Consider the following 16,606-nt stretch of genomic DNA (forward strand, 5'->3'; position numbering starts at 1 on the left):
CCCAAGAAAGGAGTGGTCCGAATCGCGATCGAGGTAAGCATCATCATACCGTCCCATAACCGCTATCCTCTCAATCTGCTGACTCTCTATTCCCTTGACGCGCAAGGCTACGACATGTCCCAAGTCGAGGTCATCCTGATCGATGACGCCTCGTCCGACGCCACGCCTTCCATAGCGGCAAACCAATGCTTCTCGTTCCAATTCCGGTATGTCCGGCTGGCAAAGAATCTCGGACGACCCAGAGCCCGCAATTTCGGCATCAGTAATTCCCGCGGTACGCATCTGATTTTTCTGGACGCTGAAGTTATCGTGCCTCCCGATTTCATCGATTCCCATATGCGTATACATCGGCAGCAAAGCCGAATCATTGCGGGCGGATTGTATGCCATGAAGAAAACGTATACCCGGATGGACCCTTTATTTTCGCATGAGCAGCGGCTGGAAGCCGAGGCGCTGCTTCGACGGCAGCCCGCGCTATACGAAAAATGGCTGGAGACGAGGCATCTGAAGGATCCTCCTTGTCTTATCGGACGGGATGAAATCAAGCTGGGCCTTTATCGGGACTTATCACTCGAAAATCCGCACTCCACCCAATTTGCTAATCAAGTTCTGCGCCTTTACGGAGACTGGTTCTCAGGATTCAACCTGCCATGGATCACGGCTGGAACCGGGAATCTCTCGGTCGAACGGAGGGCCTTCGAGGTGCATGGCATGTTCGAGGAATACGAAGGCTGGGGAGCCGATGATATCGAAATGGGCTTCCGCCTGTACACGAACGGATACCGATTCGTCCATTTGAGCTCGATGCCCACCTACCATCAGGAACATCCGATTCAGACCTCTATCAGCGAGGAGGGGAAGCATAATTTCTATCTGTTCCAGCAAAAGTACCGGACCATCAATCTGTTGGCCATCCTGCTCGTCTTTCGGTGCGGTATGTCCTACAGCGAAGCAAGCCGTGTCTTGGACGATGTTCATGCCATCAGCCTTCATGAGTATCCCCATCGCTTCATGCATCTGATCAACACCTTCCGGGCTATGCTCGAATCCGTGGGACGTCTATCTCGCTACGGTCTGCCGATACACAATCTCGACAAGCAATGCGGCTACCTCATATCGAGCCCGTACGAAAGGCTATTCCATGCGGAGAAAAATGCATTGGAGCAATCGGGGAAATATCTTCATCTCAATCAAGCCCTCGACCTGCTGTTATCGTACTGAGCCCAACGGGAATAGAGCTGTATTCGGCCTTGATTCGTCTTGGAATTTTGTGAAATATGTGTAACGCGAGGAAAAAATATAAAAAGAAAAACCCTTGATAAACAAGGGTTTTTCTTTCTGACTTTTCTTATTATGGAGCCTAGGGGGATCGAACCCCTGACCTCATCGCTGCCAGCGATGCGCTCTCCCAGCTGAGCTAAGGCCCCGTTTTATTAAGGTGACGACAAAAAATATTATAGCATGCACGTATTGGTTTGTACAAGCATTTTCGTCAATTTTTTTCGGCCTAATCAATCAGCGTTTACTCCCTATGCCACCTCCCTATGCCACCCAGAGTTAATCGGCGTTCGGCTTCGTCCAATCCGACCAACCTTCGAATGAATAAGGTATGACAGCGAGATGACTTATTCGCACAACCTTGTTGATGAGAGGGGGAAGGATGGATGATTCAAAAATATACGACCGGTCCTCTGAATAACCTGACGGAGAAAGACAAGACGGTATCCGGCAGTATTGTCGTGAACTCGCTCAACCAGAGTCAGCATCGTAATGCCAGGGTAAGAATCAAAGTGTATGCATTAAACGGCAAGAAGAAACTGATCCATAACGTGAAATTTATGGTGAAGCCTCATGCTTCCACATACAACAGCTTATTCGTCGGAAATGCGAAGCAGTACGAAGTCCTATTCATCACCAATCAATCGAAAGTCCAATTCGCATCGTTTGGGATCAGTCCCAAAGATCGTTATGTTGCCGCGCATCGAGTCATTAACAGCGAATTAACCCGAATCGTATGAGGCTGACAATGACAACGCCTAGGAGGGTATCCCTCTTAGGCGTTGTTTCGCGTTGGCAGTCGGGGCTGTCGCGGTACGCGCCTACAGCTGCTTCCAATCCAGCACGACGCCCGTGTACGTCTCAGGCTGAAGCAGCAAGCCGTCGTAGGCTTCCTTGATCCGGCTCGGCTTGACCGTATGGGAAATCTGCGGCTCCAGCGCCAGCTGGCCTTGGCGAATCCATTGGAACACCAGCTCCTGCTTGCTGTACAGCGAGGTGACGTTCGGCAGCTCGGAATAGACCGGCAGGCACCATTCCAGCCCGCCGCGCATCGTGATCCACCGCAGATGCATCGGCGACAGCAGATCGGTCAGATTCCCCTCCACCGGTACGCGCGGACTGCCGAGCAGCACGATTTGGCCGAAATTCGCCGTCGATTGAAGCGCTTGCATAACGACGGCGCTGTGACCGACCGCATCGACCGTAATCTGCGCCAGCTTGCCGCCGGTCAACGACTTGATCTGTTCCTGCACCTCTTCGTTGCTGCCTCCGATCGTAACCGTCAGTCCGCAGCGGCCGGCCAATTGACGGCGATGCTCGTTCGGCTCCACGCCGATGACCTGACAGCCCAAGTTGCGGAACATTTGCGCCGCCAAATTACCGACCATGCCGAGACCGAAGACGGCAACCGAGGCGTTATGCGGAATATCGGCCAATATGATCGACGTCGCCGCCACGCCGGCCATCCGCGAAGAAGCGGCAATCGCGGGGCTGATATCTTCCGGCACCTCGATGATCATTTCCCGCTGGTTGACGATAATCGTCGACGCATGCGGGCCGAACGTGTAGACGCGCTGGCCGACCTTCGCTCTGGTTACGTTCGCGCCGGCTTGGCGGACGATGCCGACGTTCGCGTAGCCGGACTTCCAAGGGTACGAGTTCCAAAAGCCCGGCTTGAATACGTTTGCATCCTTGGCCGTGTAATTCGCGAGCTCGGTGCCTGCGCTAATGAATGTATATTCCGTGTCAATCAGCACTTCATCCGGCCCAAGATCACCCCTCAGTTGCATGTTTTGCAGCTCAACCATGTTCTGACCTGTCACGACGACTTGCTGGATGTTCATTCGCGATCATCTCCTGTATCGACATCGTTTTTCAATCATCGATACATCAATTCAACATCGCCGGCCGATTCCCTTTATTTGCTCGCAAATGGATTCCGCACCAGCAAGACGGCTGGGCAGCAGCACTGCCGTCGAAGCAAGGAAGCGGACAAGTGCGGCTTCGTATATATTTTCTCGACAGCCTGGCGTGCAGTCGCACATGCGCTGTCACGCGCCCGCCCCCATACGCAAAAACCTGCCCGTCACACGATTGCTCGCGCAGCGGACAGGCCTCAGACGGCATTAACCACCTTGCCCTCATGACATCGGGTCTTTGGAAAGCAGGCTGTTCAGCTCTTTCATAAACATGTCGATGTCCTTGAACTGCCGGTACACCGATGCGAACCGGACGTACGCCACTTCGTCGACGGGATACAGCTGGGACATGACGAGCTCGCCGATCTCGCGGCTTTCCACTTCCGCCTGCGCGGTCGTCCGGAGCTCCTTCTCCGCCTCGGACACGATGATTTCGAGCTGGTCGACGGATACGGGCCGCTTCTCGCAGGCACGAATCAATCCGCGCAAAATTTTGTCGCGGCTGAATTCTTCCCGGCTGCCGTCTTTCTTGATCACGATGAGCGGCGTTTCCTCCACCATCTCGAACGTGGTGAACCGCCGCGTGCATTTCTCGCATTCACGGCGGCGGCGTATCGATTTATTTTCGTTAGCGGGTCTGGAATCGAGCACTTTCGTTCCAGCATTGTCGCAATACGGGCATTTCATCGTTGGACTCCTCCGTCTACTCGCGATGCGAAATCAAACTTAATTCGGACATGCAATATATTTCCACACGTTACCTGTAATGAAAACGTCATTAACGCACATAATACAGTTACCAACCGCAAGGAGGTGAACGAACGAATGGCTAACAACAGCGGAAGCAATCAACTCGTTGTTCCACAAGCTGGCGCTGCATTGGACCAAATGAAATACGAGGTTGCCCAAGAGCTTGGTATCTCTCTTCCACAAGATGGATACTACGGTAACATCACGACTAAAGATGCCGGTTCCATCGGGGGCAGCATCACTCGCAAACTGGTTCAAATCGCAGAGCAATCTCTTGCAGGTCGCTAATCCAAGGTATTAATCGCAAACTTTGGCTGGCTGCTTATAATGGCAGCCGGCCAAAGTTTTTATTGTTCTTAAGGCCATGCTCAGGCGAAATGCTTAAGCTTTATGAATATCGGGATAAAGCTCTTTGTATTTATTATAATAATAAATAACCCGCTGTATATAGTGTCTTGTTTCCCCGAACGGAACTTGGCTGACCGTCTCGAGCTGACCGTCCCAGATCCCTTTGGCAATCCAATCTTTGACGTTGCTCGGTCCGGCGTTATACGCCGCGATGACTTTATACATATTTCCCTCGAATTGATCGTTTAATCGGTTCAAGTACCAGGACCCGACCTGGATGGCGGCCTCGGGCTGTTCGGACACCGATTCCACCGTAATATCCTTGAATCCGCCCTTCTTGATCACGTCGAGCGCCGTCGTCGGCATCAACTGCATGATGCCGACGGCGCCCGCGCGCGAAACCGCCTCCGGTTTATAATTCGATTCGACGCGTATGATGGCTGCGATCAAATGCGCATCCAGCTCGTAGTTGTCCGCGCTTGCGACGATCGCATCGCGGTAATGCACGGGATAGAGCCACCGGCTCATCCATTCCGAGCGTACGAATAGCAGCGCCAGCACAGCGATAATCATAAGAAGTAGAAGTCGTCTGCGCGCCCTGTTTCTTCTCATGGCAGCCCCTGTTCTTCCCAGAACCGGTCGACCTGCCGCTTCGTTTCTTCAAGCGATCCGCCGTTATCGATAACGAAGTCGGCCAGGCCGCGCTTCTCTTCGATGTCCATCTGCAGGCCGATGCGCCGTTCGGCTTCTTCGCGCGACAGCGAATTCCGCGCCATCAGCCGCTCGGCTTGCACGGCTCTCGGGGCATAGACGACCATCACGGCATCGTACAGCCCGGCTTGTCCCGTTTCGTAGAGCAGCGGGATGTCCGCGATGATGAGCCGGTTCGGGTCCTCCGCTTCGTACGCATGAATGCGCGCCCACATCCAGCCCCGGATCGCGGGATGCAAAATCGCTTCCAGCGCCTTCAGGCGTTCGCGGTCGTTGAACACGAGCTTGCCGACTTCCGCGCGGTTCATCGTGCCGTCCTCGTGCAGCACGGCTTGTCCGAATTCGGCGACGATCGCCGCCAGCGCGGGCTCGCCGGGAAGCACCACTTCCCGGGCCGCCTGGTCGGCGTCGACGGGCTTGGCGCCGCGGGCAGCAAGCATAGCGGATACGGTGCTCTTCCCGCAGGCGATCCCGCCGGTTAATCCAAGTTTCAATGCATTCACCTCGTCCAAGGCGAAACGGCCGTCGCCGTCCTCCCGACGGCGCAGAACGTTCCATTCCGGAGAAATATTAAATTGCCTGTAAGCAGTTAAGCCGATGATGTGATAACGATCGCTCCGGAGCGCCGATTCGGCGTTACATGAGCCGAATCACGCCCATAACGATCAGCAGGATGCCGGGCAATACCGACATCGCGCGCATGCCCTGCCAAGCCGCGAAGCGGAAGCCGAGCCGCATGCCGGCGAGCAGGAACAGCCCGCTCGTCGTGCTGATCACGAGCGCGGTCAGCAGCGGATTGAAGCCGACCATGGCGGCGCCGAGACCTGCCCCGAAGCTGTCGAGCGACAGCGCGAAGCCGAGCAGAACGGCTTCCGATGACGAGATGACGCCGGACCGGTCGACGTCGGCGATTTGCGGCTTGCGCAAAATTTGAATGACGATGCCGAGCCGCTTCAGCTCCAGAATAACGATCGTCTTCGCCGTCCCCCACGTATCCTCCCCGCCGGGAGCGCCGTTCGCGCCGGGAGCTCCGCTCGCGCCGGGAGCTCCGCTCGCGTCAGGAGCTTCGGAGCGCTGCGTCTCTTCGTCCGGCGAATCGGCGTCCGCGCGCCTGCGCTGCCACCATTGGAAGATGGCGTAGCAGCCGATGAGCATCAGCAGGACGGCCCCGATCCATTTCGCCGTCATCGGCGACATGTAGTTCGACAACAGCGATCCGATCTGCATGGACAGCCATACGACGAGCCCCGAACAGAAGGCAATGATGCCGACCGACAATACCGGGATGCGGATTCGTCTTAATCCGTACGTAACGCCCACGCCGAAACCGTCCAGACTGACGGCAAACGCGAGCAGCAGCAAGGAAAACGCATGTATGAGCACCGTGATGTCCCTCCCATGAAGGCGATCATGCAAGCAAGCGCTGTGCATTCGCCTAGAAACATGAATGGTACATCATATGCGGTTCCTTGCGGCACGTGCTTTAATTGACGCGCGGCTTGGCCTTGGCCTTGCCGGACTTCGCCTTGGCGCGCTTGCCCGGCAGCGGCTGGCAGGCCGGGCAAGTATGCGTGCCGCGCCCGCCGACGATCGTCTTGACGATCTTATCGCCGCAGCGCGTGCACGGCTCTTCCTCGCGTCCGTAGACGAGCAGCTGATGCTGGAACATCCCCATCTCGCCCTGTCCGTTGACATAGGACTTCACCGACGAACCGCCCGCTTCGACCGCGCGCCCAAGCGTCTCGCGGATCGCGTCGTACAGCCGCGCCCACTCCGGCGCCTTCAGCGTCGAAGCCTCGCGTTCGGGATGGATGCCCGCCGTGAATAAGGCTTCGTCCACGTAGATATTGCCAAGGCCGACGATATACGACTGATTCAGCAGCAGCGGCTTGATCTTGGTCGTGCGATGCGCGACTTCGCGCTTGAACGCCTGCAGCGTGAACGCGTCGTCGAGCGGCTCGATGCCCAGCTTGTTGAGCGGCGCCTGCGTCAGGTCGTCGCCCGGCGCGAACAGATGCATCGTGCCGAATTGGCGAACGTCCTTATAGCGAAGCTCCGTGCCGTCGTCGAAGCGAAACCGCACATGCGTGTGCAATTCCACGGGCTCGTCCTGCCGGAATACGCCGTAACGCCCTTCCATGCGCAGATGCGAGACGAGCACGAGTCCGTCCAGCAGAATACGAAGAAACTTTCCCCTGCGCTCCACCGATTGAATCGTATGCCCGGCAAGCGCGGCTTCGAAAGCCTCCGGCTCCGCGGGACGCTGTATAATTCTCGGCAACGAGACGGTAACCCGCTCGATCCGTTTTCCGCCAACCAATTCGTTCAACGTGCGTCGAACGGTTTCAACCTCCGGTAATTCCGGCATTGCGACAATCTCTCCTCCCAAAAGCTTCGTTGTCCATGCTTGAAGACGGTTCTCAGGCACGATCCAACAAAACGCTCTTCGAAAGCCTGCGCTCTCAATGGTTCAACCACCATTATACGACATGAGCGCCGGAAAGTCTTACTTCGCTTCATACCAATTGTCGCCGTAGCTGACATCGGCCCGGAGCGGCACGTCCAGCGCGATCGCGCTTTCCATCACTTCGGGCACGAGCGTCTTCATCAGCTCCAGCTCTTCGGGCGGCACCTCGAAGACAAGTTCGTCATGCACCTGCAGCAGCATGCGGCTGCGCAGTCCGCGATTGCGGATCTCGGCATCCATCTTGACCATCGCCAGCTTGATGATATCCGCGGCCGTGCCCTGGATCGGCGTGTTCATCGCCGTCCGTTCCGCGAACGAGCGAAGATTGAAGTTCGATGCCTTGATCTCCGGCAAGTAGCGGCGGCGTTCCAGCAGCGTCGTCACGTAGCCGTCCTGCCGCGCCTGCGCGACGATGTTGTCCATGTACGCCCGAACCCCTTGGAAGACGGCAAAATACTGCTCGATGAACCGTGCCGCGTCCTTCCGCGTAATGCCGAGGTTGTTGGACAGCCCGAAGTCGCTGATGCCGTAGACGATGCCGAAGTTGACGGCCTTCGCCTGCCGGCGCATGTTCGCGTCCACGTTGTCCGCCGTAACGCCGAAGACGTCCATCGCGGTCTTCGTATGAATATCGGCGTCCTCGATGAACGCTTCCTTCATCTTCTCGTCGCCGGAGATATGCGCGAGCACGCGCAGCTCGATCTGCGAATAGTCGGCGGCGAGAATGCTCCATCCCGGCTCCGACGGCACGAACGCCTTGCGAATGCGCCGGCCTTCCTCCAGCCGGATCGGGATGTTCTGCAAATTCGGGAACTGGCTCGACAACCGGCCCGTAGCCGCGATCGTCTGCCGGTAGTACGTATGCACCTTGCCCGTATCGCGGCGAATTTCCTTGAGAAGCCCTTCCACGTAGGTGGACTGCAGCTTCGTCAGCTGCCGGTAATGGAGAATCATTTTGACGATTTCGGAATACGGCTCCAGCTTCTCCAGCACTTCGGCGTCCGTGGAATACCCCGTCTTCGTCTTCTTGATCACCGGAAGGCCGAGCTTCTCGAACAGCACTTCGCCCAGCTGCTTCGGCGAGCCGATGTTGAATTCCATGCCGGCGTGCGTGTAGATATCGCTCATATACTGCGAGATGCCTTTCTCCAGCTCGGCGCCGAGGTCTTCCAGCACGGCGGGATTCACTTGAATGCCCTGCTTCTCCATGCCGGCGAGCACGACCGCGAGCGGCAGCTCCAGCTCGTCGTTCAGCTTCGTCATGTTGCCTTGCTCGAGCGCTTCGGACAGCAGCGGCAGCAGCCTGCGCACCGCATCGGCCTTGGCCGCAAGATGATTGGCCAGCACGGCGCCTTCCGGCACCTGGAGGCGCGCTCCCTTACCGTAGACGGCGTCGTCCGTCTGGATCGGGGCAAGGCCGTGGCGCTGAACGAGCGCCGCGAGCGTCTGGCTCGATTCCGTCGGATCGAGCAGATAAGCGGCCAGCAGCGCATCGAACGCAATGCCGCGCAGCGAGATGCCGAGCCAGCCGAGGGCCAGCTCCGCCTTATGCAGATCGTAGCCCCGCTTCGGCGCCTGGCCGTCTTCGAGCCAGCCGCGGACCGGAGCCGACAGCGCGGGATCCATCAGGTCGTCGTATGTCAGCACGGCGACTCGTTCGCCGCTTGCGACCGCCAGGCCGACCAATCTCGCCTGGTGCGGGTTGTCGCCGATCGTTTCAATATATACGCTCTCCGACGAGGCGAGCAGCTGCGTCAGCTCCGACCGGCCGAGCGAAGCGGCCGTCGCCACCTCGTACGTCGGCGCGGCTGCGGGCCCGCCTGCGGCCGCGCCGCCGGCTTCCGGCAGTTCAAGCCGCTCGAGCAGCGACTTGAACTCCAGCTTGCGGAACATGTCCGCCAGCGCGTGCGCGTCGTAGCCGCCGTACGTCAGCTCCGCGGCGCCCTTCTCCAGCGGCACCTCGCGGAAGATCGTCGCGAGCCGCTTGCTCATGACCGCGCTGTCCTGGTGGGTCTCGACCTTCTCTTTCATTTTCCCCTTCAGCGCTGCCGTGTTCGCGAGCACGCCTTCGACGGAGCCGTATTCATGGAGCAGCTTGAGCGCCGTCTTCTCGCCGACGCCCGGGATGCCCGGAATATTATCCGACGTATCGCCCATCAGTCCTTTGAGATCGATGATCTGCAGCGGCGTCAGGCCGTACTTCTCGTTGATCTCGGCCGGATCGTACCGTTCGACCTCGCTGACCCCTTTGCGCGTGAGCGCGATCGTGACATGGTCCGAGGCGAGCTGGAGCATGTCCTTGTCGCCGGACACGACGACCGTCTCCACGCCCTGCTCGTCCGCCATTCGGCTGAGCGTGCCGATAATATCGTCCGCTTCGTAGCCGGGCAGCTCGTATTGCGGGATGCTGAACGCCTGCAGCAGCTCCTTCAGCACCGGGAACTGCTCCGACAGCTCGGACGGCGTCTTCTCCCGTCCGCCCTTGTACGCCTCGTAGCCTTCGTGGCGGAACGTCACCTTGCCCGCGTCGAACGCGACGAGCATATGCGTCGGCTTCTCTTCCTCCAGCAGCTTCAGCAGCATCGTCGTGAAACCGTAGACGGCGTTCGTGTGCAGTCCGGCCGAGTTCGTGAGCGGGGGCATGGCGAAGAACGCTCTATAAATGATGCTGTTGCCGTCAATCAAGACCCATTTATCCATCGAAAAGGCACCCCTCACCTTGATTTTCCTAGTGCCTATCATAGCACAAAGCGAACAAGCTTTCCCAATTTATCCGGTCGGATAGCGGAAAAGCTTGCGGGTATGATGATCGGCGGCGGACGGCCGGCGCCTCTGCGCTTAAACGGGAAACGGCGCTGGACGGCCGAGCAGGAACCCTTGCGCGTATTGCACGCCGAGCGACCGGATATGGTTCAGCTCCTCGTGCTCCTCGATGCCTTCGGCGATCAGCTTGATATCCATCTTCGCCGCCAAATCCGCGAACGTCCGGACCAGATGCGCCTTCATGCTGTCGAGATGGATGCCGCGGATGAGGGAACGGTCGATCTTGATGAAGTCCGGCTTCAGCTCCACGATCGACTGCAGCGAAGAATAGCCGGCGCCGGCGTCGTCGATGGCGATCTGATAGCCCTGATTGCGGTAATGCTGCAAAATCCGTTTCGCCGCCTCGAAATCCTCGATGGAGGTGCGCTCCGTGATTTCGAACACGACGTGATGCGGCGACAGGCCGTACTTCTGCAGCAGGAGCAGCGTCTGGCCGGGCGAGAACGTCGGGTCGTTCATGATTTTGGCCGTAATGTTAATGAACAGCTTGCGTCCGTCCGCCAAGCCCGCGCTCCCTTCGATCGCCTTTTCGCGGGCAAGCCTGTCGAGCGCGTACGTCAGCCCTTCCTCGTCGGCGAACTGGAACATGCCGAGCGGGCCGTCGAACCAGCGGCTGTCGGTCAGCCTGGAGAGCGCCTCGTATCCGAACAGCGCATCCACGCTCGGCTGAAGCGCAATGATCGGCTGATAGACGGACTGGATCAACCGCTCGTCCAAAATATGCTCAAGGGCTTTCCGCTTCAAGCTGCGTATCGCCGCATCGTTCGATTGGCCGTGCACGATCGCGCGCTTGATGCCGTCGTAGAGACGCTCTTCCTCGGAATCGATGCCGCCGTCCAGGAAGGATACGCCGGTATGCAGCCGCAGCTCGGGCACATGCCCGCCGAACGCCGCGTCCATGAACCGCGGCTCCCAATCCAGCTGCAGATCGCTGCCGATCTCGAGCAGCCGTTCCTCCTGCCTGTCATGCCGCTCCTGCGGCAGCGCGAAGCATACGAACAGGTCGTCCCGCATCCATAAGCGGGACACGCCGTTCACGCCCGCGGGCTTCCCTTCGTCCAGCACCTTGTCGGCGAAGAGCCGCCAGTTGTCGCGCAGCCGGCCTTTGATTTCGGCCTTCTCCTGCGCCTTGCCATGCCAGGCAAAATAGATAATTCCCATTCCGCCGCTGTTTCTGCTAACGTTCACGTTATTCCCTCTCCCAGATGCTTCTCGTATACGCTGCCTGACACGTAAGTACTGCCTATGATCGATTTGGCCTGCTTCTTCAGGCGTGCCGCCGCCTGCGAGATCATCGCGGTGGAGACCAGCTGCACGCCGTCCCAGAAGAGCAGCGACAACGATAACGTGACGCCGATCTGCGCCGCGACCGGGTTGCCGCTCCGGTCCGTCACGACGGGGATGTCGGCGCCGCCGTAATACGGCATAACCCCGCCGTCGAACAGCGCGATCATGAGCCGGCACAGCCTCTGCATGTCTTCCGCTTCCGACAACAGAATGAAATCGTCCCCGCCGATATGGCCGACGAAGTCATCCTTGCAGCCTCCCGTCGCTATCACCTGCTGCAGCACCGAGGCCAGGAAGCGGATGAGCTCATCGCCCTGGCTGAAGCCGAAGCAGTCGTTATACCATTTGAAATGATCCAGATCGGCATATACGATGGCGAACGGCCTGCCCGCGTCGATTCTCCGCTGCAGATCCCGCTGGATCGCCGCATTGCCGGGCAAGCCCGTCAACGGATTGGCTGTCCGGGCTTCCTCCGTCCTCAGCTGGGTCAAGCATTCCAATATCGAGCGGATCGAGGCCGCGCCGAGCAATTTCTCATCGCGCGTGATAATAACGACATGGTACAGCCGGGAGATGTCGCGCGCCATCGCCATCTGGGCGACCTGCTCCACGGGCCAGCTGGCGTCCACGACAAGCGCTTCTTCGTCCATGATTTTGGCAATGGAACGGTTCCAATAGAGCGGAAGCCCGAATTGGCCGGCAAGGAGCTGATTCATGTTTTCCTTCATGACCAGTCCGAGCGGGCGCCCTTCGCTGGCGATGACCGCGCCTTGCACGCGCTGATTCGTCTCGAACATCCGCGCGAGATCCGATACGAGGGCCTGCGGGGGAAACGTCGGAACCGGCTTCGCCAGCTCGCCGATCGGGAACGGCGAAGGTCCGCCCGGCTGCCTGCGATCGTCGCCGGACAACCGCTGATCTTCCAGCGCGTCGTTCCCCGGCTCCGGCGAGCGGAGGAAGGGCGATTCGTTCAGCAAGCCTTCTTCCGCCGCGGCTTGCTCGAACGCCCCGGAAGCATGCTCTTGCCGGAGACGAAGGCGCATGACGGCAGACAACGCCTCTTTGACGGCATGGTAGATCGTGGCTTCCGCCGAACGGCCGATCGAAGAAGGGAACGCCAGCGCGTGGCCGATCGCGAATGCGGCGGCGGGCCGCTCCACGCCGCGCGGCTTGCGCGGCTCTTCCTTGGCGTACACCCGTTTCAGCCGCTCCTGCAGGCTCCGCACCGCACGGCCCGTCAGCTTATCCAGCTGTTCCTCCGACTTGCCCCGCTGGAGGAAGAAATAAAAATCGTTCTCCATCCGGTACCGCCAAATTAACCGCTGCTGGTCATTCATCCAGCTCTGCATCGCCTCGTGCGCTGACGCCGATGGCTGGCCGTGCAGATGCGCGACGATAACGCCGATGCCGCCGTAATGCCATTGATCGGTCAGCCGATTGATCATCGTACGGTCTAAAAGTCCATATCCTATTTCATCCACGGGAATCCCTCTTAGGCGTAAGTCGTATTGACTAGCATTAGGTCTATTGTAGGTAAAGATTGTGAAGGGAACATTGCGCGCTTGTTAAAATGATGTAAAAAAAATGGCGATAATGAACAAAAAAGAACCAAGCGCATCCGCGAACTGCACCCGGCTCTCTCCGTCGTTATGCGTTTAATTCCTTGCGCGTGCCCGTCACCAGGTAAATGACGCTTTCGCCGATATTCGTGGCATGATCGGCGATACGTTCGATATACCGGCCGACGAAGGTAATGAGGCCGGCCTGCGTGATCGTTCTCGGATTGTCCATCATGACGTCGTACAGGTCGCGGATCACTTGTCCGAACAGGGCGTCGACCTGATCGTCGTCCTGCGCCATTTTGCACGCTAGATTCACGTTCTCCTGCACGTAGGACTGGATCGACTCGCGGATCATCTGCTGCGTGATCTCCGCCATCCGCGGCAGATCGACGAACGGCTTCACATGCGGCCGGCCGTCGAGACGCACGACCGTCTTCGCGATGTCGACCGCCAGGTCGCCCATGCGCTCGAGATCGCCGGCCATTTTGAACGCCACGAGGATGCGGCGCAGGTCTTTCGCTACCGGCTGCTGCGTAGCGATCATGCGCGCGCCGAGCAAGTCGATGCTTTCCTCGATCTGGTTCAGCTTGATGTCGTCGGCAATAATCCGCCTGGCCATGATCGTGTCCATCTGCACCAAGGCGCGCATGGCATCGCCCAGCACCTTCTCCACGCGTTCGCCCATCCCGACCAGCATGACCTTCAATTGATCCAATCCGTCGTCAAGCTCTTTTCTTCTCATCAGGCGCGCGCCCCCTGTCAGCGATTAACCGAAACGGCCGGAAATATAATCGTCCGTCGCCTTCTCGGAAGGATTCGTGAAGATTTTATCGGTTTGATCGTATTCGATCACTTTCCCCATGTAGAAGAATGCCGTTCTATCCGAAACGCGCGCCGCCTGATGCATATTATGCGTGACGATGACGATGCTGAATTCTTTCTTCAGGTCCGCGATCAGCTCTTCGACCTTGGCCGTGGAGACAGGGTCGAGCGCCGAGGCCGGTTCATCCATCAGGATCACCTTCGGCTTAACCGCGATCGAGCGGGCGATGCAGAGCCGCTGCTGCTGTCCGCCGGACAAGGCAAGCGCCGACGTATGCAGACGATCCTTGGTCTCTTCCCAGAGCGCGGCTTTCCGCAGGCACTCCTCCACGATTTCGTCCAGCTGCTTCTTCTTGCGAATGCCGTGGTAACGCGGACCGAACGCGATGTTCTCGTAGATCGATTTGTGGAACGGATTCGGGCGCTGCCAGACCATGCCGATCTTCTGCCGGAGCAGGACGACATCGACGCCGGAATCGTTGATGTTCTCGCCGTCGATCCATATTTCGCCTTTCGTGCGCACGCCGCCGATCGTATCGTTCATCCGGTTCAGACTGCGCAGGAACGTCGACTTGCCGCAGCCGGAAGGCCCGATGAGCGCGGTCACCTCGCGGGGCGCGAAGTCAAGCGATACGCGCTTGATGGCTTCCTTCTCCCCGTAGAAGACGCTGAGGTCCCGGGCCGATAATCCTGTTGTTTGCATGCTTGCTCACTCTCCCCTTACTTAGTCGCCGTAAATCTGCGGTGCAAATATCTGCCGAACCATCTAGCCGAGAAATTGAAGATCAGCACCATGATAATGAGCACGGCCGATGCGCCTGCGGCGATCTGCGAAGCGTCCGGCGCCAAGCCCTCGCTGTTGATCTTCCAAATATGCACCGCCAGCGTTTCGGCCGGACGGAACGGGTTGAGCGGCGAGAACGGGCTGAGCGGATTCCAGTTCGTGAAATCAAGTCTCGGCGAGCTCATGCCCGCCGTGAAGAGCAGCGCCGCCGCTTCGCCGAATACGCGGCCGGAAGCGAGGATCGTGCCCGTGACGATGGCCGGCATCGCGATCGGCAGCATGACGGACGTGATCGTCTTCCAGCGCGAGAGGCCAAGCGCAAGGCTCGCTTCCTTCTGTTCGCGGGGAACGCCCTTGATCGCCTGCTCCGTAATCCGCACCATGAGCGGCAGGTTGAATACGGTCAGCGCCAAGGCGCCCGAGAAGAGCGAGAAGCCAAGCCCGAACACGTTCACGATCACGAGCAAGCCGAACAAACCGACGACGATGGACGGGAACGACGACAGCACTTCGACGACGAGGCGGATGGCATCCGTCAGCTTGCCCGGCCGCGCATACTCGCTCATGTAGATGCCGGCGCCCAAGCCGAGCGGGATCGTGATGATCAGTGTCAGTACGAGCAGGAACAGGGAGTTGAACAGCTGCGGGCCGATGCCGCCGCCCGCTTTGATCGTCTGCGGACCGGATGTCAAGAAATGAAAGCTGATATGCGGCAAGCCCCGGAACAGGATATACCCGAGCAGCCCCGCCAGCACAAGAACGATTAATGCGGATATGGCGATGATGACGGTGGTAGCGATGCGATCTGCGGTTTTGGCGCTCATCGGTTATTTCTCCTTTCCAGGAAGCGAACGATAAAGACGAAGACGAACGTCATGGCAAGCAGGATCAACGCCAGCGACCACAGCGCGTTATTGTGCGCGGAGCCCGTGACCGTGTTGCCCATATCCAGCGTAATGACGCTGGTCAGCGTCGAAGCCGATTCGAACAGCGAATGCGGGATGTGCGGCGCGTTGCCGATAACCATCTGCACGGCCAGCGCTTCGCCGAAGGCGCGGGACATGCCGAGCACGACGCCGGTCAGCAAGGAAGGCAGCGTCGTCGGAATGACGATGCGGTAGATCGTCTGCCAGCGGGTCGCGCCGAGGGCGAACGATGCTTCTTTCAGGCCGCGCTGCAAGTTGGACAGCGCATCGGTGGCGATCGTCGTGATCGTCGGCAGGATCATGAACGCCAGCACGATGGCGCCTGCCGCGATCCCGATGCCTTGACCGAGGAACGTCGCGCGCAGGAACGGCACGACGATGCTCAGACCGACGAAACCGAATACGACGGACGGGATGCCGGCAAGCAGCTCGATGACCGGCTGCAGGACGCGCTTGCCGAGGCCCGGCATGATCTGCGTCATGAACACGGCGGCGCAGCAGCCGAGCGGGGCGGCGATAACCGCCGCGAGCAGCGACGTGCTGAACGAGCCGAAAATAAACGGCAAGGCGCCGAAGAGCGGAATGTCGCCTTCCGGATCCCACTTAAGTCCGCTGAGCAGCCCGCTGAGGCTGACGCCGTTCGTAATAAACGTAGCCAAACCGTGGGAAGCTATGAAATAGACAATAGCCGCGATCGTCACGACAAGCACGATGATGCACAATGTCGTAAACACTTTCCCTACCCATTCTTCCAAGATATGCGGTTTGGCGATTGCGCGAATTTTTCTAGGCTGTACGCGTGATTGATCATTCACAGCGGGCTGCTCCATTGGTATCATCTCTCCTTCAATAAACTAACATTGGCCTTCTACAGTCAAGAAGAGGCGGAATGCTCCACCTCTGCCGACTGGATCGCTATTCGGTTGCGA

16 protein-coding genes and 1 tRNA gene are annotated in these 16,606 nt (G+C 58.6%); 3 read left to right on the top strand and 14 right to left on the bottom strand.

The features are described 5' to 3' along the window. Window positions 1–12: 12 nt before the first annotated feature. Entirely contained in the window at window positions 13–1,221 is a 1,209-nt protein-coding gene (locus GXP70_RS21425) for a glycosyltransferase (protein ID WP_162358715.1), read from the top strand. 133 nt (window positions 1,222–1,354) lie between these two features. On the opposite strand, the gene GXP70_RS21430 is transcribed toward GXP70_RS21425, so the two are convergent. Beyond that, window positions 1,355–1,427 (bottom strand) — tRNA-Ala (locus GXP70_RS21430). A 237-nt stretch (window positions 1,428–1,664) separates the two neighbouring features. On the opposite strand from GXP70_RS21430, the gene GXP70_RS21435 reads away from it, so the two are divergent. Continuing rightward, the gene (locus tag GXP70_RS21435; protein WP_162358716.1) at window positions 1,665–2,018 is read left to right on the top strand and encodes a hypothetical protein; all 354 of its coding nucleotides are present in this window, start codon (window positions 1,665–1,667) and stop codon (window positions 2,016–2,018) included. Window positions 2,019–2,099: 81 nt separating this feature from the next. On the opposite strand, the gene GXP70_RS21440 is transcribed toward GXP70_RS21435, so the two are convergent. Beyond that, entirely contained in the window at window positions 2,100–3,122 is a 1,023-nt protein-coding gene (locus GXP70_RS21440) for a zinc-dependent alcohol dehydrogenase (RefSeq protein WP_162358717.1), read from the bottom strand. 297 nt (window positions 3,123–3,419) lie between these two features. Beyond that, window positions 3,420–3,884, bottom strand: a complete 465-nt coding sequence (gene nrdR, locus GXP70_RS21445; protein WP_162358718.1) for a transcriptional regulator NrdR — start codon at window positions 3,882–3,884, stop codon at window positions 3,420–3,422. Window positions 3,885–4,022: 138 nt separating this feature from the next. Here nrdR and GXP70_RS21450 point away from each other — a divergent pair, with 138 nt between their 5' ends. Continuing rightward, a complete protein-coding gene (locus GXP70_RS21450; protein ID WP_162358719.1) occupies window positions 4,023–4,235 on the top strand; it encodes an alpha/beta-type small acid-soluble spore protein in 213 nt (70 codons plus the stop codon). 93 nt (window positions 4,236–4,328) lie between these two features. Here the strand turns inward: GXP70_RS21450 and GXP70_RS21455 are convergent, their stop codons facing one another. From GXP70_RS21455 to pstC, 11 genes are all read right to left on the bottom strand, one after another. After that, window positions 4,329–4,868: a lytic transglycosylase domain-containing protein gene (locus GXP70_RS21455; protein ID WP_225442509.1), complete on the bottom strand. Its 540-nt coding sequence runs from the start codon at window positions 4,866–4,868 to the stop codon at window positions 4,329–4,331. 35 nt (window positions 4,869–4,903) lie between these two features. Continuing rightward, entirely contained in the window at window positions 4,904–5,500 is a 597-nt protein-coding gene (gene coaE / locus GXP70_RS21460) for a dephospho-CoA kinase (protein WP_162358721.1), read from the bottom strand. A 142-nt stretch (window positions 5,501–5,642) separates the two neighbouring features. Next, complete coding sequence (locus GXP70_RS21465; protein ID WP_225442510.1) at window positions 5,643–6,389, bottom strand: MntP/YtaF family protein; 747 nt, start codon at window positions 6,387–6,389, stop codon at window positions 5,643–5,645. Between the two features lie 100 nt (window positions 6,390–6,489). Further along, a complete protein-coding gene (gene mutM, locus GXP70_RS21470) occupies window positions 6,490–7,374 on the bottom strand; it encodes a DNA-formamidopyrimidine glycosylase (protein ID WP_162358723.1) in 885 nt (294 codons plus the stop codon). Window positions 7,375–7,512: 138 nt separating this feature from the next. Continuing rightward, window positions 7,513–10,173 (bottom strand): DNA polymerase I, encoded by a 2,661-nt coding sequence (polA, locus tag GXP70_RS21475; RefSeq protein ID WP_162358724.1) that lies wholly within the window; start codon window positions 10,171–10,173, stop codon window positions 7,513–7,515. A 138-nt stretch (window positions 10,174–10,311) separates the two neighbouring features. Next, entirely contained in the window at window positions 10,312–11,484 is a 1,173-nt protein-coding gene (locus GXP70_RS21480) for an EAL domain-containing protein (protein WP_162358725.1), read from the bottom strand. After that, window positions 11,481–13,064: a GGDEF domain-containing protein gene (locus tag GXP70_RS21485; protein WP_162358726.1), complete on the bottom strand. Its 1,584-nt coding sequence runs from the start codon at window positions 13,062–13,064 to the stop codon at window positions 11,481–11,483. Before GXP70_RS21485 ends, GXP70_RS21480 begins: the two co-directional genes overlap by 4 nt. Before the next feature lie 166 nt (window positions 13,065–13,230). Then, window positions 13,231–13,890, bottom strand: a complete 660-nt coding sequence (phoU, locus tag GXP70_RS21490; protein WP_162360603.1) for a phosphate signaling complex protein PhoU — start codon at window positions 13,888–13,890, stop codon at window positions 13,231–13,233. Between the two features lie 21 nt (window positions 13,891–13,911). Then, on the bottom strand, window positions 13,912–14,670 hold the full coding sequence (gene pstB, locus GXP70_RS21495) for a phosphate ABC transporter ATP-binding protein PstB (RefSeq protein ID WP_162358727.1): 759 nt from the start codon (window positions 14,668–14,670) through the stop codon (window positions 13,912–13,914). Window positions 14,671–14,687: 17 nt separating this feature from the next. Beyond that, window positions 14,688–15,575, bottom strand: coding sequence for a phosphate ABC transporter permease PstA (gene pstA / locus GXP70_RS21500; RefSeq protein ID WP_162358728.1), 888 nt, complete (start codon window positions 15,573–15,575; stop codon window positions 14,688–14,690). Further along, window positions 15,572–16,516, bottom strand: a complete 945-nt coding sequence (gene pstC / locus GXP70_RS21505; protein ID WP_162358729.1) for a phosphate ABC transporter permease subunit PstC — start codon at window positions 16,514–16,516, stop codon at window positions 15,572–15,574. Before pstC ends, pstA begins: the two co-directional genes overlap by 4 nt. Window positions 16,517–16,606 lie beyond the last annotated feature (90 nt).

The sequence above is a fragment of the Paenibacillus lycopersici genome, assembly GCF_010119935.1.
In the GTDB taxonomy this organism is placed as follows: domain Bacteria; phylum Bacillota; class Bacilli; order Paenibacillales; family Paenibacillaceae; genus Paenibacillus_Z; species Paenibacillus_Z lycopersici.